Annotated in this window: 23 protein-coding genes and 1 pseudogene; 2 read left to right on the top strand and 22 right to left on the bottom strand. The window is 36.4% G+C overall.

Annotated features, from left to right (window positions below):
- Nucleotides 1-8: 8 nt before the first annotated feature.
- On the top strand, nt 9-545 hold the full coding sequence (locus IPH11_17520) for an RNA methyltransferase (GenBank protein MBK6915369.1): 537 nt from the start codon (nt 9-11) through the stop codon (nt 543-545).
- A gap of 37 nt (nt 546-582) precedes the next feature.
- Here IPH11_17520 and IPH11_17515 read toward each other — a convergent pair whose 3' ends face one another.
- The 20 genes and pseudogenes from IPH11_17515 to IPH11_17420 all read right to left on the bottom strand — a co-directional run bounded on the left by IPH11_17515 (nt 583) and on the right by IPH11_17420 (nt 24847).
- On the bottom strand, nt 583-1245 hold the full coding sequence (locus IPH11_17515) for a putative DNA binding domain-containing protein (GenBank protein MBK6915368.1): 663 nt from the start codon (nt 1243-1245) through the stop codon (nt 583-585).
- Nucleotides 1214-2002 carry a monofunctional biosynthetic peptidoglycan transglycosylase gene (gene mtgA / locus IPH11_17510; GenBank protein ID MBK6915367.1) on the bottom strand — a complete coding sequence of 263 codons (789 nt, stop codon included), beginning with the start codon at nt 2000-2002 and terminating at the stop codon, nt 1214-1216. The genes IPH11_17515 and mtgA overlap by 32 nt, the downstream gene beginning before the upstream one ends.
- A gap of 23 nt (nt 2003-2025) precedes the next feature.
- A complete protein-coding gene (locus IPH11_17505; GenBank protein MBK6915366.1) occupies nt 2026-4413 on the bottom strand; it encodes a tetratricopeptide repeat protein in 2388 nt (795 codons plus the stop codon).
- Between the two features lie 70 nt (nt 4414-4483).
- Entirely contained in the window at nt 4484-4822 is a 339-nt protein-coding gene (locus IPH11_17500; protein MBK6915365.1) for a P-II family nitrogen regulator, read from the bottom strand.
- A 12-nt stretch (nt 4823-4834) separates the two neighbouring features.
- The gene (secA, locus tag IPH11_17495; GenBank protein MBK6915364.1) at nt 4835-7885 is read right to left on the bottom strand and encodes a preprotein translocase subunit SecA; all 3051 of its coding nucleotides are present in this window, start codon (nt 7883-7885) and stop codon (nt 4835-4837) included.
- Between the two features lie 144 nt (nt 7886-8029).
- Complete coding sequence (locus tag IPH11_17490; protein ID MBK6915363.1) at nt 8030-8992, bottom strand: aminopeptidase; 963 nt, start codon at nt 8990-8992, stop codon at nt 8030-8032.
- 18 nt (nt 8993-9010) lie between these two features.
- Nucleotides 9011-9766: a hypothetical protein gene (locus IPH11_17485; GenBank protein MBK6915362.1), complete on the bottom strand. Its 756-nt coding sequence runs from the start codon at nt 9764-9766 to the stop codon at nt 9011-9013.
- A gap of 42 nt (nt 9767-9808) precedes the next feature.
- Complete coding sequence (locus IPH11_17480; GenBank protein ID MBK6915361.1) at nt 9809-10591, bottom strand: hypothetical protein; 783 nt, start codon at nt 10589-10591, stop codon at nt 9809-9811.
- A 26-nt stretch (nt 10592-10617) separates the two neighbouring features.
- Nucleotides 10618-12126, bottom strand: a complete 1509-nt coding sequence (locus IPH11_17475; GenBank protein MBK6915360.1) for an MFS transporter — start codon at nt 12124-12126, stop codon at nt 10618-10620.
- Nucleotides 12127-12313: 187 nt separating this feature from the next.
- On the bottom strand, nt 12314-13774 hold the full coding sequence (locus IPH11_17470; GenBank protein ID MBK6915359.1) for an aminoacyl-histidine dipeptidase: 1461 nt from the start codon (nt 13772-13774) through the stop codon (nt 12314-12316).
- Nucleotides 13775-13786: 12 nt separating this feature from the next.
- On the bottom strand, nt 13787-14158 hold the full coding sequence (locus IPH11_17465) for a PqqD family protein (protein MBK6915358.1): 372 nt from the start codon (nt 14156-14158) through the stop codon (nt 13787-13789).
- A gap of 154 nt (nt 14159-14312) precedes the next feature.
- Nucleotides 14313-16269, bottom strand: a pseudogene (locus tag IPH11_17460) (oligopeptide transporter, OPT family).
- Nucleotides 16270-16452: 183 nt separating this feature from the next.
- On the bottom strand, nt 16453-18954 hold the full coding sequence (locus tag IPH11_17455; protein MBK6915357.1) for a PAS domain S-box protein: 2502 nt from the start codon (nt 18952-18954) through the stop codon (nt 16453-16455).
- Between the two features lie 93 nt (nt 18955-19047).
- Nucleotides 19048-19311 carry a DUF2400 family protein gene (locus IPH11_17450; GenBank protein MBK6915356.1) on the bottom strand — a complete coding sequence of 88 codons (264 nt, stop codon included), beginning with the start codon at nt 19309-19311 and terminating at the stop codon, nt 19048-19050.
- Nucleotides 19308-19823 (bottom strand): DUF2400 family protein, encoded by a 516-nt coding sequence (locus IPH11_17445; protein ID MBK6915355.1) that lies wholly within the window; start codon nt 19821-19823, stop codon nt 19308-19310. The genes IPH11_17450 and IPH11_17445 overlap by 4 nt, the downstream gene beginning before the upstream one ends.
- A gap of 35 nt (nt 19824-19858) precedes the next feature.
- The gene (locus IPH11_17440; protein MBK6915354.1) at nt 19859-20221 is read right to left on the bottom strand and encodes a cyclodeaminase/cyclohydrolase family protein; all 363 of its coding nucleotides are present in this window, start codon (nt 20219-20221) and stop codon (nt 19859-19861) included.
- Entirely contained in the window at nt 20181-21671 is a 1491-nt protein-coding gene (gene ftcD / locus IPH11_17435) for a glutamate formimidoyltransferase (protein ID MBK6915353.1), read from the bottom strand. The genes IPH11_17440 and ftcD overlap by 41 nt, the downstream gene beginning before the upstream one ends.
- Nucleotides 21672-21711: 40 nt before the next feature.
- On the bottom strand, nt 21712-22821 hold the full coding sequence (locus IPH11_17430; GenBank protein ID MBK6915352.1) for a DUF3808 domain-containing protein: 1110 nt from the start codon (nt 22819-22821) through the stop codon (nt 21712-21714).
- A 144-nt stretch (nt 22822-22965) separates the two neighbouring features.
- Entirely contained in the window at nt 22966-23199 is a 234-nt protein-coding gene (locus IPH11_17425) for a hypothetical protein (protein ID MBK6915351.1), read from the bottom strand.
- Nucleotides 23200-23254: 55 nt separating this feature from the next.
- Nucleotides 23255-24847, bottom strand: coding sequence for a CTP synthase (locus IPH11_17420; GenBank protein MBK6915350.1), 1593 nt, complete (start codon nt 24845-24847; stop codon nt 23255-23257).
- A gap of 163 nt (nt 24848-25010) precedes the next feature.
- Between IPH11_17420 and IPH11_17415 the strand changes: the two genes are divergently transcribed.
- On the top strand, nt 25011-25406 hold the full coding sequence (locus tag IPH11_17415; protein ID MBK6915349.1) for an SRPBCC domain-containing protein: 396 nt from the start codon (nt 25011-25013) through the stop codon (nt 25404-25406).
- A 153-nt stretch (nt 25407-25559) separates the two neighbouring features.
- Here the strand turns inward: IPH11_17415 and IPH11_17410 are convergent, their stop codons facing one another.
- Together IPH11_17410 and IPH11_17405 are read right to left on the bottom strand one after the other, a co-directional pair.
- Nucleotides 25560-25742: a nucleotidyltransferase domain-containing protein gene (locus tag IPH11_17410; GenBank protein MBK6915348.1), complete on the bottom strand. Its 183-nt coding sequence runs from the start codon at nt 25740-25742 to the stop codon at nt 25560-25562.
- 231 nt (nt 25743-25973) lie between these two features.
- Nucleotides 25974-26327, bottom strand: coding sequence for a hypothetical protein (locus IPH11_17405; GenBank protein MBK6915347.1), 354 nt, complete (start codon nt 26325-26327; stop codon nt 25974-25976).
- Nucleotides 26328-26353: the final 26 nt, after the last annotated feature.

The following is a 26353-nucleotide window of genomic DNA, read 5'->3' as shown; positions in this document are numbered from 1 at the left end:
ATTACTTTATGAAAAAATTAACACACGATGAGATTTCAGCTAACAGAAGTACATTGGAGACAATTCACACTGTAAATAAACTGCCGGTTTATGTTTTGCTCAATAGCATTAGAAGCACTTACAATGTTGGTTCAATCTTTCGAACATCTGATGGGGTGATGATTGAAAAACTTTATCTCTGTGGATTCACCCCTTCCCCGCCTAAAAAAGATATATTAAAAACAGCTCTCGGAGCTACACAGAGTGTAAACTGGGAATACGCTAAAGACGCAAAAGAAATTGTTCTTAAATTAAAATCGGAAGGAATAAAAATCTGCGCTCTTGAATTGACAAGCAAAACTATTCCTTATCACTCTTTGACAAAAAAAGATTTTCCGCTTTGTATGCTTGTTGGAAATGAAATCACAGGCGTATCGCAGGAACTAATTGATCTGTGTGATTTTTCGATAGAGATTCCACAGTATGGAATTAAGCAATCATTAAACGTAGCTGTCGCTTATGGAATTGCTGTTTATGAAATGAGGAAAGTTTTAGATGAGAAATAATCAATTTGTTATTTGAATCGAAACGAGCAAAATAAAATTATGTTGATTCAATTGAAGTAAAATACTCCTCCCCATTATCTTTGCTGTGAATCATAAGTAAGTTTGCACGGACAAGTTTTACCAAAGTTCGGGAAGCTCGTCTTTCAGAAATATTAACCGCTCTGCTCAGCTCTTTTACCGAAATAGTTTCATGTTTAACAAGAATTTCAAAAACAGATTTTTCGATTTCGCCAACAGCGTATTTTTTAAGTTCGAGGCTATTACTTTGAGCACGCATCAGCCTTATCATTTCTTTGCTTGCTAAAACACTTTTGTCATTCACGCGTATTGTTACTTCAGCAGTGTTGATTTCTAATTCGTTTTTATAATCTTGCAAACGGTGAGGTTTGTTTTCAGACTCATGAATTGAGGCTATCACTATTTCTTTGTCATCAATATTTATAAAATCTAATTTTATGTCAAGGGCTGGTTCACAGTATTCCTTTGCGGTTTTAATTATTAATTCAGCTTCGGATTTTTCACTCTCAACTCCGACTATAGATTTATCATCATCAATTCCAAATAAAATGAAACCGCCTCTTGTATTTGCAAATGCAATCATTTCGCGTGCAATTTTTTCGTGTGAAGTAAATTTTCTTTTAAATTCAATTTGAAGGTTCTCACCTTCTTCAATTAATTCTCTTACTTCTCTTCTGTTCATCTTTTTTTTCGGGATATAAGATTATATCATTCAGCCGCCCCCTTATTATCCCAGCACGTCTGCGAACATAACCGGAGTTAACATTTGGCTGATGAATAAGCGGCGAAGGGATAACTGCTGCAAGTTTAGAGCATTCCATCAATGTCAAATCTTGAGGATCTTTGTCAAAATATTCAGCGGAAGCTGCGTCAATTCCAAATATTCCATCACCCCATTCAACGGCGTTGATATAAGCTTCAAGGATATTTTTTTTGGAAAGTTCTTTTTCCATTCTTGCCGCGATAACTAATTCTTTTGCTTTTCTGAATATGCTTCTTTCGGTATTTAAGTATAAATTTTTTGCGAGCTGCATTGTGATTGTGCTTCCGCCGCGAACAGTTTTACCGCGCCTATCATTTGCTCTTAATGAATTATAAAACTCTTTCCAGTCAATACCACGATGGTTAAAAAAGGCACCGTCTTCCATTGAAATAATAGCCTTTAAAAGAATTGGGTTCACATCATCAATCGAAACCCATGATTGGTGGGGGTAAAAGAGCAAGTAATTCTCAATCGCTCTTTGCTCCATTAATGCAGTAATTCGAGATCCATTAAATTCTAAAATCGGAATTTGAAGCGAAGGAATACTAAAGTAGATAACGAAAAATAAATAAATGCCTATGCTTTTTAGTCTATTATTTTTTATAACAGGAAGAATAAGCGAATAACAATCAGCTAACTCATTTGGAGGCAGTTGATAATTTAGAGGCTGTAGCATTGAAAAAAAAAATTAAAAACTTTTTATTTCTTAAAGTCACCGGAGTTTTGTTTACCTGGCGGTAATGTTCCCCTTCTTTGTTTGATCATTTCCTCCATCTGATTTCGCAAAAAAGAATTTTCCGTTGAATCTGTCTTTTGTATTTGTTCGTCTTTAGTTTTGAGCGAATCATTAATTGATGATTCTTGCATTATCAAAGTTGAATCTGTTCCAGTGATATTATTAGGATTTATTATTTTTTCATTCTCTGTTACAGGTAAAGTCAGAGAGTCTTTTTTAGTTTGCTCTCGTTTCAATGAATCAAGTTCAGCTTTTTTCCGCTTCTGAAGTTCAAGTTTATAGAAATTTATTTTGGGTCTGATTTTAATAGCATAAACCGAGGTGGGGTATTTAGCAAGTAAAGAATCATAGAATACAACGGCGGAATCAGAGTCGTCAAGGTTATTTTCGAGAATATATCCACCTGCGTAAAGCGCTTTTGGCGCAAGCGAAGAGTGCGGGTAATTAACAAATAAGTTATAAAATTTATTAACTGCCAGATCAAATTGACTGTTCAACATATCAGCCTCTGCCGAAGAATAGACTTCATCAGCCGGATCGAAATCAAGATCTATCAGTGGTTTATTCAATTTTATCGCCGCGGCATTTACAATAGATTGGGTTTTATAATTATCATAAATTAAATTGAACAAACTATCTGCTTCATTTTTTTTGTCAACTGTTAAATAATAAGTTGCCAGACCGTACATAGTATTTGCGGTATATTGATTTTCCTGATAGTTAGTAAGAATATCAATATAATTTTTATAAGCCGAATCGGGCATATTTAATTCTGTAAAAAATAAATTGCCTTCTTCAAGTTTATTCTTCACAATTAATTTGTTTAAAGAGTCGGCGGTAAACAAGGGTCGGCGCGGTTTCTGTTTTGTTATGTTAAGTGAATCGGGATTCAAGGAGAGAGTGTTAAAAGATTTATTCTCTTCCAAATGCAAAATTGTTTTATCTATCAGTAAAGTATCATAACTAAATTTCATTGATTTAAATAAACTATCTCGTTTAAAACCTGTAGTGTCAACAAACATCAGACTATCAATCACAATTTGTAAGCTGTCTTTGATTTTGGAAGTATCAATCGGAGCTTTACGCAAAGCAACCGAATCAATTGGAACATAGGAAGCATTCTTAAAGATATTTTGTATTTTCCATTCCTCAAATGCTCTAAGCGAATCTTCAACATAAGCTAAGGAATCGGAGCGATATAATTCCATGTTACTCGCATAGAATAATTGTTCAGAATAATCTTTCAACTGATTATTGATATTGATGTACTTTGTAAATACTTGCTTCTTCTCCCGAGCCGGCAGGACATATTCTTCCGGCAGCGATGTTCCGGAGGCTCTATTATAATAGAAATATGCACTGTCCAAATCAAGAAGCTTTTCCTCCATAATTTTTCCCAGTTCATATTTAGCAGCACCGGAACTGGTAGAGTTAACATATAAAGTATCAACATCGCGAAGTTTGGAAATAGCTTCTTCAATTCGGTCAAGTTTTACAAGCGATAATCCTGTTTCAAGATCAATTAGATCATAGGATGTGGAATATTTATCTTCAGTCCTCATGTCCTCCAATATTTCCAGCGCTTCATCATTCCTATTCTCTTTGCCAAGGGCTTTTGCAAGTTCAATTTTGGCTTCCATTTCAATATCAAAGGAGGGTGAAAAATCAAACACTTTGCTGAATGATGCGATTGCATTCTTATTATCATCTACTTTATTATATAATTTCCCAAGCTCATAGACTACTTCGGCATTGATTTCATCATCGTCTGAATTAAGGATAAAACTTTCTGATAGTGAAATTGCTGCAGGAAATTCTTCTTTAGTAATTCTATAAACAGTCTCTCCAATAAAAGCTTTTAAAAACAAATCATCTTCACCCTCCTCTAAGGCTTTGTCTCTAACAGACTGAAGCGCAGCTAAGCCATTTTCATAATCTTTCAATCGCATTTGTGTTTTTGCGATCCATAGTTCTGCCTCCGGAATAAGATCACTTTCCGGTTGAGTGGCAATAAGTTCCTGAAATTTCCTTTGAGATTTTAAGTAGTTGCGCTGATAATAAAAACATTTACCAATCATCAGCAAAGCTTCATCAATATAAACAGTCTCGGAACTGTACTGAAGAATTTTAGAACACTTTTCAATAACCTTGTTAATATTCGTTGCGGATGTACCGGGAACTATTAAATCGACGGTAGAAAAGATGGGACGTTTTTGCGAATAGATTTCAGTTTCAGATAGCGAGAATAAATCTTTTGCGTTATAATATAAGTTGAAATAAGTGGTAAAATCACCCCATAAACCGCAGCCGGAGAACAGTACCAATGAAAAAAGGAAGATATATTTTTTCATTTAATATAAATCATTTTTATTTTTTGTGCGAATCTATAAACGAGGAAGTTAAACAAAAAGGTAAATTATTTTACAGTGCGCCTTTGCCGGATTCTTCAGTTCGAATTCTAATTACGTCCTGAATATCTGTCACAAAAATTTTACCGTCACCAACCTGCCCGGTTTTTGCAGTTCGGAGAATTGCACTTATCACTTTCTCAGCTTTTGTTGATTCAACTACTATTTCAATTTTAATTTTAGGAACAAATTCGATATGATATTCACTGCCGCGGTAAGTTTCGGTGTGGCCCTTCTGTCTGCCGTAACCACGTACCTCGGTTATTGTAAGTCCTTTGATCCCCTCTTCGATAAGAGCTTCTTTCACTTCATCCAATTTGAATGGGCGAATTATTGCTTCAATTTTTTTCATAAGATTTTAGAATTATTTACCGTGACAGTTTTTGAATTTCTTACCGCTTCCGCAGGGACAGGGGTCGTTTCTGCCAACTTTATCTTCAACGTGCACCGGTTGAGGTTTCCCTGCTGATTCCGGTCCGCGCTGAGGGCGCTGATTTCCAGCCAAACCAATGTTATCCGCACTTTGTTTTAACGTGGTCATTCTTGCGGGTGCTTGTCTTCTTCTATTTTGAATTTCTTCAGGTGCCTGCGGAAAAAATTTAAAACTAAAAGCAACGACTTCATTACGAATCTCCTCAAGCAAGGCAAGGAATAATTTAAATGCCTCTCCTTTATATTCAACAAGTGGATCTTTTTGACCGTAAGCACGAAGTCCAATTCCTTCTTTAAGATCATCCATTTCACGAAGATGCTCTTTCCATTTATGATCAATTACACTTAGCATGGCGTAGCGCTCAAGCCGCGACATTAATTCTGTTCCGAGCATTTCTTCTTTTTTTTGATAGAACTCTTTTGCGCCTTGAATTATTCTTTCTTTTACACCTTCCTTACCAAGCGATTCAAACTCCGCAGCTTCGAGAGCAAGTTGAACAAGAAGATTGCGCATAACTTCTTCTTTCAATTGATCAACCTGCACTTCTTCGAAATATTTTTCAACAAGATCGTTAGCATATTCTTCCAGCAAATCAAAAATTTCTGATTTTAATCTATCACCTTGAAGAGCACGACCTCTTTTAGTATAAATAACTTCTCTCTGCTGATTCATTGTATCGTCATATTCAAGAAGTCTTTTTCTAATTGAAAAATTATTTTCCTCGACTTTCTTCTGAGCACGCTCGACAGACTTTGTAATCAATGGATGTTGAATAACTTCCCCCTCCTGGATTCCAAGACGTCCCATAATAGAAGAAATTCTATCACTCCCGAACAATCGCATCAGATCATCTTCAAGTGAAAGGAAGAATTTAGTTGTACCTGGATCGCCCTGCCTACCGGAACGACCACGGAGCTGTCTATCAATTCGTCTTGATTCATGACGCTCTGTGCCGAGGATGAACAAACCACCACGATCCACAACGCCGCTGCCAAGTTTAATATCTGTACCTCTACCAGCCATGTTCGTAGCGATTGTAATTGCACCTTGTTCACCTGCATGTGCAACTACTTCAGCCTCACGCTGATGCTGTTTTGCATTTAGAACGTTATGAGCAATCCCCTTTCTTTTAAGCATACGACTAAGAGTTTCTGATACATCAACCGATGTAGTTCCAACGAGAACCGGTCTGCCTTCTTTTTTAAGATCCTCAACTTTATTAACGATAGCGTTGTACTTTTCTCTTTTCGTTTTAAATACCGCATCATCCTGATCATCGCGGTTTGCCGGTCTGTTCGTCGGGATAACAACAACTTCAAGTTTATAAATTTCAAAAAATTCAGACTCTTCAGTTTCAGCGGTACCAGTCATTCCTGCAAGTTTTTTGTACATTCTGAAATAATTCTGAAGGGTGATGGTAGCAAGTGTTTGAGAATCTCTTTCAACTTTTACATTTTCTTTTGCTTCAATTGCCTGATGAAGACCGTCTGAATACCTCCTCCCTGGTAAAACTCTACCCGTAAACTCATCAACAATTGCAATTTTACCTTCTTCGGTGATAACATATTCAACATCTTTTTCGAAAAGAGTATATGCTTTTAGCAATTGATTTAGTGTGTGTATTCTCTCGCTGGCTTCGGAATATTTACTGTAGAGTGCATCTTTCCTGCGAATCTTTTCTTCGGCAGCTAAGGAAGGATCGTGTTCAAATTTACTAATTTCAGTTCCGAGGTCGGGCAGAATAAAATATTCTTTTTCGATTCCACTTCCTCGTGCAAGCTCTTCCCTGCCCTTTTCTGTGATATCAATTTGGTTGTTCTTTTCATCAATAACGAAATAAAGTTCATCATCAATTATGTACATGTTCTTTGCTTTTTCCCGAAGGTATTCCAATTCGGTTTGCTGCAATAATTTACGATAAGCAGGTTCACTCAATAACTTAGTAAGTCTGTTATGTTTTGGAAGCCCCCGTGATGCACGTAAAATCAGGACACCTGCTTCAGCACTATTTTCACCATCGCGAGCCAGGATTTCCTCTGCCTGTTGAACTATTTGTGCAACAAAAGTTTTTTGTAAGCGAAATAATTTTTCAATACGCGGTTTCATATCATTGTATTTATGATCATCAACATCAACAGGACCGGAAATAATAAGAGGTGTTCGTGCTTCGTCTATTAAAACGGAATCCACTTCATCAACAATCGCATAGTTATGTCCGCGTTGAACCTGTAATTCTTTATCGCCAGCCATATTGTCACGGAGATAATCAAACCCAAATTCATTATTTGTTCCGTATGTAATATCACAAGTGTACTGAGATTTCCTCTGATTCGTATCCATTGTATTTATAATACACCCGATAGTCAATCCATGAAATTTATATATTTCCCCCATCCATTCGCTGTCGCGCTGCGCGAGATAATCATTTACAGTGATTAAGTGAACGCCTCTCCCCGTAAGAGCATTAAGATATATAGGCAGAGTAGCGACAAGAGTTTTACCCTCCCCGGTCGCCATTTCCGCAATTTTTCCCTGGTGTAAAACTACCCCGCCCATAAGTTGTACATCGTAAGGAACCATGTCCCAGGTAATTTTATTCCCCATTACAGTCCAGGATTTACCAACCAATCTCTCACAAGTGGCTTTGATTACAGCGAAAGCTTCCGGTAAAATTTCATTTAACACTTCTTCGTATTGATCATTGAGTTGATCTTCAAGCTGATCGAGTTCATCGTACGCTCCATGCCTGTCAAAATCTTCATCTGTCTGAAGCCTGGTTTTTATTTCTTCAATCTTTTGTTTTGTTTCGGCAACGTGACTTTGGATTTTTTCTTTGAATTCGGTTGTTTTTTCTTTAAGCTCTTCATCAGAAAGAGATTTTATTTTTTCATATTCTTCTATGATCTCTGCAACTATTGGCTGCAGTTCTTTGACATCTTTTGAATTTTTATCGCCAAATATTTTTTTTAATATCTTTAACATCTAAACTGATACTCCGAGTGAATAAAATTGAAAAGAAAATTAACAATTGAGGTTTTGATATGCAATTTAATAAATATGACCACGCGTTAAATCACACTTTAATAAAATGCTTTTTTAAAAGATTGAAGAGTACGATTGATTGAACTATACAAGCAGTTTTCCATCCTTCATCAGCATCTTTCGATCCATCCACACAGTTGGCTTTTTGATCACTCCGTCTAAATGAATTGGAACATTTACACTGCCGCCCATCGAAACATTATTCCCAAGTGCTATATGTATCGTCCCCATAACTTTTTCATCCTCAAGTAAAACTCCGCTTAACTTTGCAGAATCATTTGTGCCGATTCCAAACTCGGCAATGTTGCGTGCATCCTTCCCAACTCCGTTCAACATTTTGATTAATTTTTTAGCAGGTGCTCCACCCTTAATATCGGTCGCAAAACCGTTTTTTACTTTAATACTTATGTTAGTATTTTTAATTAAACCCAACCCTGCAAATGAGCCATCTGTAACAAATATTCCATTTGCAGTTCCTTCGACAGGAGCTAAAAATGTTTCACCTGTTGGCAGGTTTCCACTTTCGCCTTTAGCATGAAATAATCCTTTACTTGCATAAGATTTTCGACCTTCAATCGAAAAGGAAATATCTGTCCCTGCGGGGGCAGTCACTCTGATTTGTTTTCCCTTTTCCAGAATTTTTTTAAGTTTAATTGATAGAGCAGCAATTTTTTTATAATCAGCATTCATTCCGCGGATCATGACCTCTTTGGTGATTCCCGGAAACGTCGCAATGCGAACGCCCTTTGCGGATGCTTCTCTTCGCGCATTAGTGTGTGTTAATGATTTAGTTGTTGGGCAAAAAACTATATCAAATTTTTTCATCAATTCAGCAATTTCGTCAGATGGTTCTTCGCCATTCACTTTACCGGGTTTTATCTCTACAAGTACTGTTTCAAAACCGAGCGTTAATGCATTTGTAAAAATATTATGACCGATTTCATATTTATCTGTATCGGTAATAATTAATATTTTTTCATTCTTTTTGGCGCCCATGCAATCCTGTATTGCAATACGCGAAGCTTTATCAAGTTTTGTTATTTTCATATTATTCTTTGTAAGTTTTTATAAAGGAAATCCGACATTTAATTGAATAACTGCCGAGAATCCACCAGCCTCAATAATGTCAGTAGAATTATTTGAATTAAAAATAATTTTATTTTGATTGTCAGATTCGAGTTTATCAAAATTAATGAATGAATAAGCTGCTAAGCCTTCTAAAGATAAATAGTTTGAGATTAGATCAATAATAAAACCGCTGCCGATTGTGTAGCCAATTTTTGTGTCCGGAGATTTATAGACAACTTCTGTGCTGCTGCCGGGTGAGTTGATGGATTCTGTTAATGCTGCATTATTAAAATTAATCGAACCATCTAAAACTTTCCAACTTAAAAATTCGGTAATATCAACACCGAGATCAACTCCAACGCCTAAAGTTTTTAATTTCAGCGAGTAGTTAGAATTAGCATTTCCGCTTGTAAGTTCCTCAAAAGAATCATGAGATTCAGAAAGAGATTGGTAAAATCCTTTTGCGGTTAAAATAAAACCTGAAAAATTTGCCCGGAATAAATTTATTCCTGCACGAAATCCTTTTGTCTGACCAAAGTAATCTAAAGATTGTGTTAATGTTGATTCATTTTGTGAGTTAAATGTAGTAACAAATTCATTCAGCCCGGCAGGTACGTAACTTTGGTAGGTGAATCCCGCAAATCCTCCGACAAATCCAAAGCACCCAAATCCAAAAGATTGAGCTTCTAATTGAGAAGTAAATTCCAGAATAACGAATATGATTAGAAATGAAATATTTTTTTTAACTAACATAGCATAAGGAAAATTTCTTATGCTAAGTTAGTCAATTTCAGGTCAAAAAGGAACAGCAACATTAAGTTGAATAAATGCAAACAAACCGCCGCCATCAATGAAATTGGTCATTAACTCAGATGTGTTTTCGTCAACTTGCAAACTGGATTGATCATCAAAACGCATTTCATCAATCGAGAAAAGCGAATAGCCCACATTTGCCTCTATGCTAACGTAAGGAGGGAGCGGGTAAAATACCAAACCGGCTGCAATACTTCCACCAACAGAACTTTCCGGTGAAGAAAGTTTTTGCTCCGTGCTTGAAGTAATATCAGTGTATTTGTTAATCAAATCAGCACTTGTCCAGGTTACCATGGCATCAAGGATTTTAATATCAAAATGTCTGTTCAATACATAGGAAATACCAAACCCAAAACCAAATGTTCCTAACTTAAGTTCGTATTCTCTTTTTGCACTTCCACCAGTTGGTAAATCTGCTGTAGCTTCGTTTATTTCTTTCATCCAGCTATAAGAAAGTTTAACATCAAACAATATATCTTCCTGCTGAATTCGTATAACATTTGCGCCAATTTTGAAACCCATTGCAGTGCCGAAGTTATCCATCTTTTTTGTCAATGTTTCAGTTCTTTTTTCATTATAAACATCAACATAATGATTCCAGCCGGCGGCGCTATATTGCTGTAAACCGTAACCACCTTGAATTCCACTTTGAACAAGCATACTGAAAATACTGCCGACTCCGCAGCAGTCATCCTGTGCTTTTGACGTGTTGCTGAAGACCGACAATATTAGTGTCAGGAATGCGACAAGAACCAATCGTTTCATAAATCACCTTAATTTAAATTGATTATTTACTTCTTTTCGTGAACCATCCCTCGTTCAAGTCCATGACCGCCTGAACCAAGTTCGGATCGCCGTAATAGATAAGCAAATATCAATCCAAAAAATCCGAGTGTTGAAAAAATCCACATTCCAATATTATAACCAGCAGGATTGGAGGCGCTTGCACCCGAGAAATCATTGGCAAAACCAATTAATAAATTGAATCCAAACAATCCGATATTTTGAATCATCGTCCTCAATCCATAAGCTGTACCAAGTTTTGATGAATCAACTATCAATGCAACCGAAGGCCACATAACTGCAGGAACAAGTGAAAATGCAATTCCCATCATTGCCATTGGCAGAATTAAATAAATTGGAATTGCTGCATTAATATCAAAGAAAGAAAAAGTCAGGTTTATAAAATCGCCATCACCCATGACATCGGGTTTCCCAAATTTGTAAGCCATCATCAAATAAACCGGAATAATTAAGAGCGAACCAAACATCATCAACAAAGAACGTTTACCGATTTTATCAGCAAGCAAACCAAACAGTGGTGTAAATACCATCGCTGCAAGAGTAAGAATGCTTGAAAGATTTCCCCCAACCTCTCTGCTTGTTCCGTGTGCCTCCTGAAAAAATTTAATTGCAAATGTTTGAAACGGAAACATTGCTGAATAAAAAGTTACACACAATGCGGTGATATACCAGAAGGAAGTTGAAAAAGATTTTGGTTTTAAGAATAGGATTAATGCCACTACTATTAATGCAATCAGATAAATTGCCCAGTTATCACTGTTCACATAACTAAGCACAATCACAGCAGCAGTTAATGCGGAGAAAATATACCAGCGTGATTTTTCTTTAATTCTTAAAATGTCCGAAAGTAAAATCGCGTCCTGTTCACCTTCTTTTGGAAGTTCATAATTTTTGGATGCATAAATATCCAGAAAGAAATAAAGTACTACACAAATAAATGCAAAGACTCCGCCTGCAACTGTTATCCAGAGCGGTGATTGCCAATACTCATATAAACTTTTTCCCCAACTTGGTGAATTGAGTGCGAGGAATGATCCCAATCTTGCAACGGTTAGATTTAATCCAAAGGCAAAAGATAATTCCTTGCCTTTGAACCAGCGTGCAATAATTGTTGTGATTGCTACAATCATTGATTCTGCACCGAGTCCGAAAATTAATCTCCCTGCAGACATCAGCCAGATATTCCCTGTTATTGCTGTTACAATTGAACCGAGCATTATCAATGCTGTAAAAATTAGTACTGATGTTTTTGTGCCGATTCGATCAATCAACAATCCGCCGATGAGAACCATGATAATATTCGGGAATGAATAAATTGCATTGAGCAGTCCAATGTTTGAATCAGAAAAGCCGAGTTGAGCTTTTAATAAATCTGCAAGCGGACTGATGCTATCGTAAATATAATAGTTGCCCATCATTGCTAAACTGATTAACAATAACGCAGTCCATCGTAGTAATGTGGAGGGTTGAGGTTTTAAAATTGATGTTTCTTCCATTATCTTTTCGCTTTATTATTTTGTCACGCTGAGCTTGTCGAAGCGTGAAGGTTATTCTTTAACTTTGTCATACTTCGACAGGCTCAATATGACAAATGCGGAAACTTCAATACACAACTGTATAATAATAAAAAAAGCAGATACTTTTAAAGTTGTATCTGCTTTTAATTTTAAGAATATCAATCAGCTATTTAACCGGAATATTTTTTAATACAGTTTTAAGTTGATTAAAAAATTCCGGAACTGTAGAAATTTGTAATCTCTCATCAGGTGAATGAACACCAAACATTGTTGGACCAAATGAGATCATATCCATCTCAGGATATTTTTCTTTAATAATCCCGCATTCAAGTCCGGCGTGAATAGCAGTTACTGCCGGTTCTTTGCCGTACATCTGATTGAAAGTGGTTTTGAAAACTTTAAGAATATCAGAATTAATATCAGGCGCCCAACCTGGATATCCATCACCATAAGTTATCTCAGCCCCTGCAAGTTTGAAGACTGAAGTAACCATGTTAGTGATGTCTTCATTTTCAGATTTAACAGGACTGCGCTGGCTTGTAACGATGTTAACATTCTTTCCGACCGTTTCTACAACTGCAAGATTGTTTGAAGTTTCAACTAACCCTGGAATATCATCACTCATTTTAGCTACGCCGTGAGGAATTGCATACAGAGCATTTACTAAATGTTTCTGAGTTTTTTCATCCATCACTTTTTCCGGAACAGGATGTTTTTCTATTGAAACAATTAAATCTGGTTCTGGAAAAGCGAATTCAGCTTTTACAGTTTCGTTATACTTTGTCACAAATTTTTTCAATTTCTTTTCATCATTTTTAGGAACGAGAACAACCGCAAATGATTCGCGAGGAATTGCATTGTGTTTGTTACCGCCGTTTATTTCTGATAATCGAATGTTATTTTCCTGTGAATAGCTCCAAATTAATCTATTCAAAATTTTTACTGCATTACCTCTTCCAACATGAATTTCAAGTCCGGAGTGTCCGCCTTTTAAACCACCAACTTTTATTTCAAAAGCAGAATAATTCTTCGGAGTTTTTTCCAACTTAGTTTTAAAAGTAGCCGCAGTATTTTTTCCACCGGAACATCCAATAAATATAGACCCAAGTTCTTCAGAATCCATATTGATAAGAATATCTGCTTTTAAAAATCCTTTCTTCAAACTTGACGCACCGGTTAATCCGGTTTCTTCATCAAGAGTAAATAAACACTCCAGTGGTCCGTGCTCAATATCTTTTGATTCGAGAACTGCAAGTGCGCAGGCAACACCAATTCCATTATCTGCACCGAGTGTTGTACCTTTTGCTTTTACCCAATCACCATCAATGTAAGGATAGATTGGATCGTTATCAAAATCGTGTTCAACATCTCTGTTCTTTTCACAAACCATATCAATGTGACCTTGAAGAACAACTGCCTTGCGATTTTCAAACCCCGGTGTGGCAGGTTTACGAATAACAATGTTGCCAAATTTATCTCTTTCGGTTTGCAGCCCTAATCTTTTGCCGACGGAAACAACATAGCCGGCGATCTTCTCTTCTTTTTTAGAAGGACGAGGATACTTACAAATTTCCTCGAAATGATACCAAACCAATTCTGGTTTTAACTTACCTAATACAGATCCCATAATAGACTCCTTTTAGTTTATTTCTTTAAATGAAATGAATCCCTGTGAATACAATTGAAATACAAATTTAACTACTCGCTCATCAGCTTCATTAAGTTCATCTCCAAATTTTTGTTTAAGGTCTTTAATTATTTGCTCAACTTTTGTTTTGCCGTTTATCTTTGACCAAACCGAAGAACCAAATTTATCAAGTTTAATCCGGAACTGATCACTCTTAAGTTTTGGCGAAATAAAAGTTACCATAAATTTATTCTTAAATTTTGGAATGATCACTGTAATCATACCATCGGCATCTTCTTCCTCAGAATGCAATCTGATTGGAGTAAGATCGAGAGTGTTTGTGCTCTTTAAAATTTTTTTCCGTTCTTTAAATGATAATGCCATCAGAAAATTAATAATCCAATAATAATATGCAAGCAACGTCATCCTGAGCTCGTCGAAGGATGGCTAATAATTCTATTAAAAATTAAATGTCACACTTCGATGGTGGCAATGCCACCACTCAGTGTGACATAGTAAAAAATCAATATCTACTTATTTACATAGAAACTTGCGGTGGTGCCGGGTCATTCGGATTGCCCGCATTCTTAACAGGAATACGAACAAGCAGCCATGCAATAAACGCAAGTACAATTAAACTTACAATAAACGATGGTTCGGCAAAGAAGCTGTATAGCGAAACTTCAAAGAATGCAAATCCTGCAAACAGTAACCCGATAAGAGCCTCACCAGCAATCAATCCTGCAGCGAGCAGGATACCGTTATTTTCAACCCGTGACTTTTGTGCATCGTTAAAGTTTTTCTTTGCGTTAATTCTTTCAACAATTCCTTTGATTAATCCGCCAACAAATATAGCAAACGTAGTCCCTAATGGAAGATACATTCCAACGCTAACAAGCATCGGGCTTTTAACATTCATCATTATAAAACCAACGCCCATTAACATTCCAACAAAAATTAAAATCCATTCCATATTTCCTGCAACAATTCCTTGTGAAAGAATTGCCATCAAGCTTGCTTGTGGTGCAGGTAATTTATCACCGCCAAATCCTGTCCCCCCCATTTTAATATCACCTTCGTGAAGTATTAAAAGTGGAATGAACATAATTGAAGCTGCAACTACAACCCCGATAATATCACCAAGCTGCATCTTCCATGGAGTACCACCAAGAATATGTCCGGCTTTCAAATCCTGCAGCATTTCTCCTGCCACAGCCGCGGCAACGCAAACTACTGCAGCAACTCCAAGAACAGCGGCAACACCTTGTGTTCCTTTCATTCCGAGAGCAACCATAAGAATTGCGGCAACTACAAGTGTTGATAATGTTAATCCGCTGATTGGGTTGTTGCTCGAACCTATAATTCCAACCAGATAACCGGAAACAGCAGCGAAGAAAAATCCTGCAACTATCATTACAATTGTTGCAACGAGGGCAGCAACAACATTTTGTGCGAAATAATTATAAATAAAGAAAGTTGCGATTGCAGTTCCTAATATTCCGATCATAACCCACTTGAAGTTAATATCTTTTTCAGTTCGGATTTCAACGTGGTCACCGGAAGCAGCTTTTTTTACATCACTAACTGAACGCGCTATCCCTGTCATCAAACTTTTTCTCATTTTCCACAGAGTAAATCCTGCACCAACCAGCATTCCGCCGATAGCAATCGGTCGTACGTACATTTTCCAAACCGAAACCATAGTTGCAGCCCAATCAAAATCACCGGGTAACTGAGATTGATCATAAAATTTAAAATATGCAATCATAGGAGTTAGTAAACCCCAGGCTAAAACGCCGCCGCTAAAGTTAAGTGCAGCTAAACGTGGACCAATAATATATCCGACGCCAATATATGCTGGACTAATATCAGGAGACTTAAAAAGTAAGTGTCCTTTTCCAACTGTAAAAAGTTTATCCCATGCAACGGCAAATAATTTAAAACTGTCCAAGTGATTGAATCGCTGCTCCAATTCCCATTGCGCTAAATAAAAACTTAGACCCGCCCCCGCCATGCCTGCCGGCTTTGTGAATCTCCGCAGCAGCTACTGATTCCGGGAATGGTAATTCTACATCTTCAACCATCACTCTTCTAAGTAATGCAACGAACATAATTCCAAGGATACCACCGGCAACCATAATTGCGGCAGAAATCATATAATTACCGGGAGTGAAGAAAGGATTCCAGATCCCGGCAATAAAAAATGCGGGTAATGTGAAGATAGCTCCGGCTGCAATTGATTCACCGATCGAACCAACTGTTCTCGTAAAGTTTTCTTCGAGGATGGATCCTTTCATTAATTTGATCAAAGCCATTCCTATTACTGCGGCAGGATATGTTGCAGCTATAGTCATTCCAGCTTTTAATCCTAAGTAAGCATTTGCAGCACCAAGTACAACTGCAAGTACCAATCCGATCAATAGTGCACGGATAGTAAATTCCGCCATATTGGTTTCTGGTGAGACAAAAGGAACAAACGGTTTTCGTTCAGACATATTTTACTCCTTGAGTGTGCTAAAATATTTTGCGGGTTGAACCGCATATTTAAAAAACATTGCGCTAAATTTAAGAAGGATTATTGATTATTCTCAACAATTTTTTTTCCCCCTGCTTTATTGTTTTAAAAACTTAATTTCTAACTGAATTTGAACGGCGATCAATGTGAATGAATTTGATTTCTAATCCACCACTCGATTAAGCAGATTAAGTAGCTCTTCTTTCTTAAATGGTTTAGATAAAAAGTGCGAGCAGCCATTTTTTAGAATTCTTTCCTTATCGCTTTCTAATGCGAAAGCCGTCAGTGCAACAATAGGAATTTTTTTATAGCTTTCAATTTTTCTAATCACCAAAGCAGTCTCTATTCCGTCGAGATCACCCCTTAATCCTATGTCCATCAAAATGGCAGCGAAAGATTTTTCCTTAACACGCGAAATAGCTTTTTGTGGAGTGTTTACAATCTCGAGGTTATAATGTTTTGCGAGAACTAATTTTACGTACTTTGCGGAAGCTTCGTCATCTTCTACCAATAAAACATTTGGAATACTTTCGCTGTTGTTTTTTGCTCCCATATTTTGAACCTCCTCTTGATTTAACTTTTCTGATTTCACTTCCTCACAAAATGGTAAACGAATCGTAACCGTTGTTCCGGTTTGCGGCTTACTTTTGATTTCAAGTATGCCGCCAAGAATATCAACAAATTTTTTTGTTATAGTCAGTCCTAATCCAGTCCCTTCAAACTTACGGGTAAAGCCTTCACTTCCCTGCCTGAATGGCTCAAATATTTTTTCAAGTTGATCGGGCTGAATTCCTATTCCCTCATCAGAAATATTAACTTCACAATTTCCGTTTAATGATTTTACAATAATATTGATTTCGCCTTTCTCAGAATATTTAATGGCATTATCAATAACATTGCTGAATAATTTAACAAGCATTTTCGGCTCGCATCGTACGAAAAGGTTTTCATTTGACGGGTGATAATTAATTTGAAGAGATTTATCTTTTGCATCTTTTGAAAATGTTTCAACACATGTAGCAATAATTTTATTTAAAGCAACCGGATAGAAATCAAGTTTTAATTTTTTTGATTCAAGGATTGATAAATCAAGCAGCGAATCTAAAGTTTCATTTAGTCTTTTTGCATTTGAATTTATCAGGGCAGCCATCTCCCGCAAACTTTCATTTTCAACTTCGCTCGAAAGAATTTCGGAGAACCCTAAAATTCCACTCATTGGCGTTCTTAATTCGTGGCTGATGTTTGAAAGGAAATAAGTTTTTAATCTGTTCATTTCTTCAGCATTTTCTTTAGCTGCAATCAGTTCGTCTTCAAGTTTTTTTCTTTCGGTATGATCCCGTACAATTGCGAGCAGAATATCTGCCCCCTCCTGCGAAATATATTTTGCACTGATCTCCACGGGGAATATAGAACCGTCTTTACGAATATGATTTGTTTCCAACAAAGTACCGCTTGAAGCGAAATTAGTGTTCATGATTTTTTTGTTTTCCAAATCCTCAACTAAAAAAAACTGGTTGAAAGTTAAATTTTTAAACTCCTCATTTGTGTAGCCATATATCTCTGATGCTTTTTGATTGGCTTCCAGAATTTTTCCATTGGAATCAATAGTAAGTATTGCATCATTTGCATATTTAGTTAGTGAGGAATATCGCTCACTTAAAATATCCTTTTCGCGTTTGATCACTTTGGTTGTTTTGGCAAAGCTAATTTTACTTCTCCGCCAAACTAAATACGTTATAACAGCAGAAAACAAAATTAATACCAGAACTGAAATAACTGCGATAGAAGCCACCGATCTTGTTGATTCAGTTACTTGCTCCTCGTCTATTTTTGCAATTAGATTCCAATCAGTGCCCGGTAATTTTTTAATTGATGCGAATATTTTGCTTCCGTTTATCAAAATATCTGATATGAAACCTTCATTATTATTACTCGATTTTAATTTGCCTCTATCATTTTTTTGAAGCGGAATTGTTCGAATAACATTTTGACCATTCTCAATAAAATTTCTCAAATAAAATGCAGAGGAACCATCCTCCTTTGCCAAAATAAATTCTACAATTCCTTTACCATTGCTCGTAAGGTTTATCAGTTGGTCAAAATATTCAAAGAATGATATTTCTACCCAAACAAAACCGAGGATTTTTTTATTTTCAAAAATGGGTGATGCAATTGCCTGAATCAGATTCGAATTATTTCTAATGTAAAGATTGGATGTAAAAGATGTATCGGTTTTAAATAGCTCACGCAGTTCTTCCTTTAAAAAATCTTTACTAAATATATGCTGATCAACGATCGAGTAAACAGAGCTGCCGTCTTTATTAAAAAGACTGATATTATAAAATTCAAAATCCTTTTTAATCTCTTCGCTCCATAGAGAAAATTCCTGGATTACTTTGTCCATATTCTTTGCAGCAAATATTGTTTTGAACATTTCGTTGGCAGAACTTGCACTGATAAGTGATTCGATGAGTTTTATGCGCTGCCTTTGCTCTGTGGTTATCTGTGAGAGTTTGATTTCCTTAATCACAGAGATTTGATTGATATATTGCTTTTCGATTTCCGTTTTACGCTGTTGAAAATATAAATACCCCGAAATCGCGATAGCTATTGCGGCAATAAAAAAGAATATCAAAAAACGATATGGAAATTTTTCTTCGTTCAATTAAGTAAAAGATTTATTTTAATTTTCAGTTGAATGTAGAGTTTTTAAAGCTGAACTAAAAATAATCAAAATCCAGTTGAATTAAATGCTGTACTAAAATTTCATTTTGCGAATACCGATATGGCAAATCGCAAAATCATATTTAACAGGATCAAGACGATCAAATTTTTTAAGATTGTTTGTTATTTCTTCGGCCATTTTCCAGCTAACATTTTTTAGAGAAGTCAGTTTAAGTTCCTTGCAGATTCGGGCTACGTGAGTATCAACAGGAATTATAAGTTTATTAGTGGGGATTTCATTCCACAATCCAAAATCGAGTTCATCCTTACGCACCATCCAGCGAAGGAATAAATTCATCCGCTTGCATAGCTGTTCTTTTCAGGAAGAGGAAACATAAATTTTATCCCTGTTGTTGGAGAGCCGGCTTCCTGTTCATATCTAGAAAGAAATTCTTTTGAAAATTCTGAGAGTGGATTTTTAATTGAGCTATCTTTTTCTGAGTAATATTGAAGAAAAAGATTTTTTAGTGAACCGTTTTTTTTGACAATTATTTTTAAAAGATAAAATAGATTTAGAATATCTTCACCTGAATAAAAACGATGTTTAATCCCTTTTAATTTTTCCCTTGCTTTATTTTTATTGAAGTCCAAAATAAATTCTGACGGCGATGGTTCAACAATTTTTAAAATATTATTAAGTGAACTATTGATTTGTTTTATATTTCCGTAAGCGAAAACAGACGCTATAAATCCCATCAATTCAATATCTGCATCAATAGAAAAAAGGTGTGGAAACTCCAAAGGGTCGGGAGATAATTTTGTCCTATCGAAATTTAGATAATGGTACTCCAGTTTTTCCTGTAAATTCATTTCTCAGGTTGTTCAGAATTTAATTTTCGATTCCACTACCTCCTCAACCTTAGATAAATATTTTCCGCTTCACTTTTCAATAACGAACAGGCTGAGTTCATCTTATTCACAAAATCTTTGTCTTCAATATCTTTCAAATTTATAAGCACATTGTAAATTCCTCCGACCAATCCTGAATAAGCCATCTGTGCGCCTACGCCTACATCTGTAATTGAATTTGGATTACCAAGTTCTGCAACAATCAGAGCCAGTTTTATTGCCTCTAAACTTTTCTGTGCCGTATTTAGCGGTACTTGAACTGCTTGCTTTAAGCCTGATTGCATTGCTTCCTTCCGCAATAATTTTTCTCCGGGAGATTTATTTGGAAGTCTGCGGGCATCCATAAGAATTGAAAGCATTTGTATCTTCATCTATCGCTTTTAATAATTCTTCTTTAATAATTTGACATTTTTCAGCAGTCTCATTTAGAATTCCATCAACGGATTCACTGCCGCGCTTGTTTGCGGTCAAATTACTAACCATGGAAGATAACGCTGCGCCAAGTGCACCGGCAAGCGCTGCGATTGATCCCCCTCCCGGTGCAGGAGATTCACGGGAAACTTCATCAACAAAATCATTGAGTTTCATTTCAACTAAATCTTTCACTGAATTTTTAGGAAGACCCAACACGCGTTCTTCAATTATAAAATCAGTAACATCTCTTAATCCAAGTGATTGAACCGCCGTTTCTAAAATATCTTTCGCGGGAATTCCTGCTGATCTGGATTGCAGTTTCAAATAATATTTTCCGGACTGAAGCAAAGCTGAAAACGGAACCATGCCTACTATCTCACTTCCCGTTACTACTATTCCTCTTGCAGCCGCAAGTCTGCGAGTCTCTTCAAGTACGTTATGCATTGAAGTCACTTTATAATCTGTGAGGTTTATTGAAATTTGTGCACGATTATATTTCCCAACCATCCATCCAATCGCTTTGCAATTTTTAAACTTGCCCGGGACTTTCACTGATTGACCCTCCACCTTGCCGGGATCAATTCCATTTAATTCCAAAAGTTCTTTTAAATCATACTTATGAACTTCAGCACAATGTTTAATTGTTTCTTCAATTGTTTTACCGATAAATTCATCTTCATTGCCGCACGGATATTCACCTTCATTATATTTTATTATATCATCATTCTTAAAATAAAATGGACTGCCGCTATTTTTTCGCGCAGATCTCCCCTTCTCCCTTAATTCGAATGCGATGTCAGTTGCATATTTTTCTTCTCGTGTGTTAAGATTTATATTATAAGCGATTAAAAATTCGCGAACGCCAATCACGGTAGCACCAGCCTTTGAATTAAATTCTGATGGACCAAAATCAGGTTTCCATTCGGGCTTTTTTAATTTTTCCGGCAGTGCTTCGTATTCCCCCTGCCTGATGAATGCAAGGTTTTTCCTTTCCGGTTTAGATGCCGACTTTTCATAAAGATATACCGGAATTCCAAGTTCTTCGCCGACTCTTTTTGCCACAGCTTTTGATAACTCAATACACTCTTCCGTTGTTACTCCGTTGACAGGAACAAATGGGCAGACATCCGTCGCCCCCATCCTTGGGTGTGAACCATGATGTTTTGACATGTCAATCAGCTCTGCTGCTTTTTTGATAGCATTAAAAGCAGCTTCACTTACTGCTGTTGGTGAACCGATAAATGTTACTACAGTCCGGTTCATGTCAGGACCGGGATCAACATCAATAAGTTTGGCACCTTCAACTTTTTCGATTTCATCTGTGATTTGTTTGATAATATTATTATCGCGTCCTTCGGAAAAATTTGGGACGCATTCAATAAGTTTTTCTATCATAATTTCCTCAATAATAAAATTTTATTTTTCAAAAGTAATTTTAGTTATTCATCTCTCTGTGGAGAACTTTCAAAAGATTTTCCAATTTATTTTTATAGTCGTAATCAGAAAAATCTTCTGTCTTTTCGATATATTTTTTTGCTTCGTCAAGCTTCCCGAGTTTAATTAAACTTCTTGCTGCGGTATAAGTTGCAAATGGATGTATCCATTTTTCATCACCGCAATTTAATGCCAATGATTGAACTACACTTGTAACTGCCTCACCATAATTCCCAAGGTGAAATTCAGCATCGGCAAGATAATAATTTGCCTCCGACTTTAAATTTTCATTTTTAACATTTTGTAAAAATGATTTGATCGAATCAACAGCAGTCTTAAAATTACCCTGCTCAATCAAGTTTGATAACCTGATCAATTCAAGCTCTTCGTTAAATATTTTTCTATCTGAAAAAATTTTCCCCCGCCTTTTTGCATAGATGTCATCATCAATATCCATATTGCCCTGCCCGCTTTTATTAAATTTTATAAGTGCATCCCTATGTTTGCCAATAAATTCAAAACAAATTGCTGCCCTATAATTTGCTATTCCTGTGTAGTCTTTATCGGGTGTGGCAGAAAGAAAGTTGTTGTAATATTTAATTGCTTTCGAAAAATCATTTAGTTTGAAATAAACATCGCCCATTAAAAAATTGCTGAATGAAATCAGTTGGATAAATTTCTTATCATTACTTGAAAGAATTTTCAGAAGAATATTTTTTGCATCAGTAAGTTTTTTTTGTTTTATCAAATTTGACGCAAGCGAGTAATTGAATAATAAATTCGCAGGATATTTTTTTGAGAGATCTTTCAAGTAGAAATCAGCAGTTTTGTAATCGGTAATTACTTCAGAGAGCAACTGGGAATAAAAATACTTTGCCTCCACCCTTGCAATATCACCTTTCTCTGAAGCCAGTTTCAAATATTCAAAACCAGTTTCCTCATCACCGCTAAAACCAGCAATGCTTAATACCCACGAAAATGCTTTCGGGATTTGAGCTACTGCAAAATTATATAATCCAAGTCCGAGATATGCATCATATTTTTTTATTATTCCTCTCCAAACATTCAGAAAGATTTGATTCTGATTTTTTTGCTGTCCACGCCGCATCAAGATAGTTTTCTGCCTGTGTAAATGCTATTGCCCTTAATGTATAATTCATTCCAAGTAGATAAAGAATTTCTGAATTATCCGAATTTTTGTCCAGTTCATTTTCACATTTCTGAATAGCTAAATCAGAATAATGGGTGAATGATTTTAAGTCTTCATTATTTTTGTACCAAGATAATACCAGAGATAAATTTCGGATTGATAATGATAGCCGGCGGGATTTTCAGGATATTTTTTTTGAAGATTTAAAAAAATATTCTCTGCAGAAGTCCATTGAAAGTTGTAGCAGTTATCCAATCCCCGTTTAACTAACGTTGTTATTTCAGATTGTGCAAATGCTGGTTGATGAAATAATAAAATAAAAGCCGGGACACATCTCAATAAGTATTTGAGCGCTGAGTTTGTCAATTTTTAGTGAAACTTTAATTATAAATGATCAGGTTTCTTTTGAGTACTTGATTGAAGCCTTCACAAATTCTCTGAACAGCGGATGCGCTTTTGTTGCACGGGATTTTAATTCCGGGTGAAATTGGCAGCCGAGAAACCAGGGATGGTCTTGAAGTTCAGTTATTTCAACAAGTTCTTTATCGGGTGATAAGCCGCTCAGCACCAAGCCATTTTCCGTCAGCAGATTTCTAAATTTATTATTAAACTCATATCTATGACGATGCCGTTCCGAAATAAATTCAGATTTATATGCCTGCTTTGCTTTTGTCCCCTCCATTAAAGTGCAGGGATAGGCACCCAGCCGCATCGTTGCGCCCATATTCTTTATGTTTTTTTGATCGGGCATCAAATCAATAACGGAGTAATTATTTTTTTTGAACTCTGAGCTGTTGGCTTTCGCAAGCCCGCAAACATTTCTCGCAAACTCGATTACCGCACACTGCATTCCCAAACATATTCCCAAAAAAGGAATCTTGTTTTCTCTTGCATATTTTACTGCTGCGATTTTTCCCTCAATGCCGCGCTCTCCAAACCCCCCCGGTACTAAAATTCCATGCACACCTTTCAGTAAAGAATGAACATCTTCTGTTTCAAGTTTTTCAGCGCTGATTAGCCTGACTTTTACTTTTGCATCATTCTCTGCACCGGCATGAATGAACGATTCCATTATACTTTTATATGCATCAAGATGATCGGTGTATTTTCCACAAAGGGCTATTTCAACTGTTTGTGCTGGTGATTTAACTTTCTGAACAAATGCTTCCCAGTCTTCAATTTTAATTTTTCTATCAGGGAGGTGTAATTTTTTTAGCACTAATAGATCCAGCTTTTCTCTTAGCAGTACCAAAGGGACTTCATAAATCGAGGAAACATCATATGCAGAAATAACCGCACGTGAATCAATGTTGCAAAATAATGCTATCTTATCACGTAAATCTTTTGCGAGTTTAACTTCAGATCGGCAAATCAAAACATCAGGTTGAATTCCAAGTTCGAGAAGATTCTTAACACTGTGTTGTGTGGGTTTTGTTTTCACTTCACCTGCTGAGGCAATATATGGAACAAGCGTTACGTGAATGTTCATCGTATTGACTCTTCCAAACTGCATCATAAGCTGCCGCATAGCTTCAATAAAAGGAAGGCTTTCAATATCACCGACTGTTCCGCCAATTTCCGTAATGATTATATCGTATTCACCAAGTTCGCAAAGTTTTGTCATTCGGTGTTTTATTTCGTCGGTGATGTGCGGAATAACCTGCACAGTTGCGCCAAGGAAATCCCCCCTTCGCTCTTTTGTGATAACTTCATTATAGACCTGACCTGTAGTCGTGTTATTAGCGCGTGTCATGCTGACATCGAGAAACCGCTCATAATGGCCGAGGTCGAGATCTGTTTCAGCGCCGTCATCAGTTACATACACCTCGCCATGCTGAAACGGACTCATTGTTCCGGGATCAACATTTATGTAAGGGTCAAATTTCTGAATGGTGACTTTAAAGCCGCGTTGTTTAAGTAGAAGTCCGAGAGATGAGGCAGTTATTCCTTTTCCTAATGAGGAAACGACCCCGCCTGTGACAAAGATTAGTTTTACTTTTTTCGTGATGCCATTTTGTTTTTTTGTAAACAAATATAGAACAGATTTAACCTAATTTCCAACTTTGAATGGCAATCAATTTAAAAATAATTCTTTTACTTAGTGTTTTTTTAATTAAAGTTGAATAACTTAATGACAAAAGAAATTCTTTATGGAAAAAACAATAAAAATTTCGGCTACATTTAACACATCACTCAAAGCGCTATACGAAGCCTGGCTTGATAGTGAAAAGCATTCTGCCTTCACAGGAGGTAAAGCAAAGATCAATCCAAAGATCGGGGGCAAATTTAAAGTGTGGGACAATTACATAACCGGTAAGACATTAGAACTCGAACCATACAAGCGAATAGTTCAAAGCTGGCGGACAACTGAATTCCCTGACAGCGCACCCGATTCCCTCCTTGAAATTTTTTTCTCCAAAAACCCAAGAGGAACTATGCTGACATTGGTCCATTCCAAAATTCCCGACGGACAATCAGACAATTATAAAAACGGCTGGAGGGAATTCTACTTCAAACCAATGAAGAAATATTTTTTGAAGAAATAAGCCTTATCATGCTGCATAGATGACTTTAACATTTTCGAGAATAGCTTTTTGCCTGAATATATTTCTGCTGCGCTCAACTGCTTTTCGTCGCACAATATCCACCTCGCTTCCGAACAGCTTCGCAAATTCGTCTTTCAGATTAACGATATCGAATTAACTCACTCCGAATTCAGGTGTGAATTCTACTCGAAGATCAATATCGCTGTTCGCATTAAAATCTTGTCTTAATACTGACCCAAAAAGAGCTAATCCCCGGATAAGAAACCCTTTACAGATTTCCCTGGGTTGTTCTTCCCGTATGTTGATGTTGTTTACAATCCTACTTAACCCATTAATTTGTTCAAATTAATTTACTTAAAAAGTCTAATATCTTTGATGCAATTTATATTTTTTTCCGTATTACACTTATATTTACTTCAGCTCATCAGTCAAGTATAAAAGTAGTAACGAACTCCGTTCTGCTGAATTTATCCCGATGAATATCGGGGCTCCACTCCGTGCCCCTGAATCAATCCTTTTCCCTCTACCATAAACCTCTTTCACTATTTTAGGTTGCAATATAGACATTCATTCTGAGAATATTCGGGGGGGTAAGTATTTATCCAAAGCTTTTTTATAGAGTGCACAAGCTTCTCTATCGACTCCGACTAAAAATGTTTTGTATCCAAGATTCTCTACATAAGTACTATAATGCTCTGCAACAAACTTCGCAATCTTATTTATTCTTCTTTTACCTTTTAAGAAATGCCTTGTCTGAACAGCTTTTTCTAAAATCTTATTGAGTTCATCTATGTCACTTATACCTTCAGCTTCTGCAAGTTTCAGGAATTCCTTCTCAAGTATATCTTCCGGGACTCTTAAATCATTTGGTGCAAGCGAATGATAGAGAGGTAATGTTGTTTCAAAAAAAAAGACCGTCACAGAGACGGCCTTTTGTGTAATCAAGG

It is taken from the genome of Ignavibacteriales bacterium (assembly GCA_016709155.1).
Classification (GTDB): Bacteria; Bacteroidota; Ignavibacteria; order Ignavibacteriales; family Ignavibacteriaceae; genus JADJEI01.
This window is presented reverse-complemented; position numbering and strand designations above follow the sequence as displayed.

What these genes read in the sequence shown, in the direction of transcription:
- IPH11_17520 (MBK6915369.1), top strand. Translation starts at nt 9, where the DNA reads ATGAAAAAATTAACACACGATGAGATTTCAGCTAACAGAAGTACATTG.
- IPH11_17515 (MBK6915368.1), bottom strand. Translation starts at nt 1,245, where the DNA reads ATGAACAGAAGAGAAGTAAGAGAATTAATTGAAGAAGGTGAGAACCTT.
- mtgA (MBK6915367.1), bottom strand. Translation starts at nt 2,002, where the DNA reads ATGCTACAGCCTCTAAATTATCAACTGCCTCCAAATGAGTTAGCTGAT.
- IPH11_17505 (MBK6915366.1), bottom strand. Translation starts at nt 4,413, where the DNA reads ATGAAAAAATATATCTTCCTTTTTTCATTGGTACTGTTCTCCGGCTGC.
- IPH11_17500 (MBK6915365.1), bottom strand. Translation starts at nt 4,822, where the DNA reads ATGAAAAAAATTGAAGCAATAATTCGCCCATTCAAATTGGATGAAGTG.
- secA (MBK6915364.1), bottom strand. Translation starts at nt 7,885, where the DNA reads ATGTTAAAGATATTAAAAAAAATATTTGGCGATAAAAATTCAAAAGAT.
- IPH11_17490 (MBK6915363.1), bottom strand. Translation starts at nt 8,992, where the DNA reads ATGAAAATAACAAAACTTGATAAAGCTTCGCGTATTGCAATACAGGAT.
- IPH11_17485 (MBK6915362.1), bottom strand. Translation starts at nt 9,766, where the DNA reads ATGTTAGTTAAAAAAAATATTTCATTTCTAATCATATTCGTTATTCTG.
- IPH11_17480 (MBK6915361.1), bottom strand. Translation starts at nt 10,591, where the DNA reads ATGAAACGATTGGTTCTTGTCGCATTCCTGACACTAATATTGTCGGTC.
- IPH11_17475 (MBK6915360.1), bottom strand. Translation starts at nt 12,126, where the DNA reads ATGGAAGAAACATCAATTTTAAAACCTCAACCCTCCACATTACTACGA.
- IPH11_17470 (MBK6915359.1), bottom strand. Translation starts at nt 13,774, where the DNA reads ATGGGATCTGTATTAGGTAAGTTAAAACCAGAATTGGTTTGGTATCAT.
- IPH11_17465 (MBK6915358.1), bottom strand. Translation starts at nt 14,158, where the DNA reads ATGGCATTATCATTTAAAGAACGGAAAAAAATTTTAAAGAGCACAAAC.
- IPH11_17450 (MBK6915356.1), bottom strand. Translation starts at nt 19,311, where the DNA reads ATGAATTTATTCCTTCGCTGGATGGTGCGTAAGGATGAACTCGATTTT.
- IPH11_17445 (MBK6915355.1), bottom strand. Translation starts at nt 19,823, where the DNA reads ATGAATTTACAGGAAAAACTGGAGTACCATTATCTAAATTTCGATAGG.
- IPH11_17440 (MBK6915354.1), bottom strand. Translation starts at nt 20,221, where the DNA reads ATGCTTTCAATTCTTATGGATGCCCGCAGACTTCCAAATAAATCTCCC.
- ftcD (MBK6915353.1), bottom strand. Translation starts at nt 21,671, where the DNA reads ATGATAGAAAAACTTATTGAATGCGTCCCAAATTTTTCCGAAGGACGC.
- IPH11_17415 (MBK6915349.1), top strand. Translation starts at nt 25,011, where the DNA reads ATGGAAAAAACAATAAAAATTTCGGCTACATTTAACACATCACTCAAA.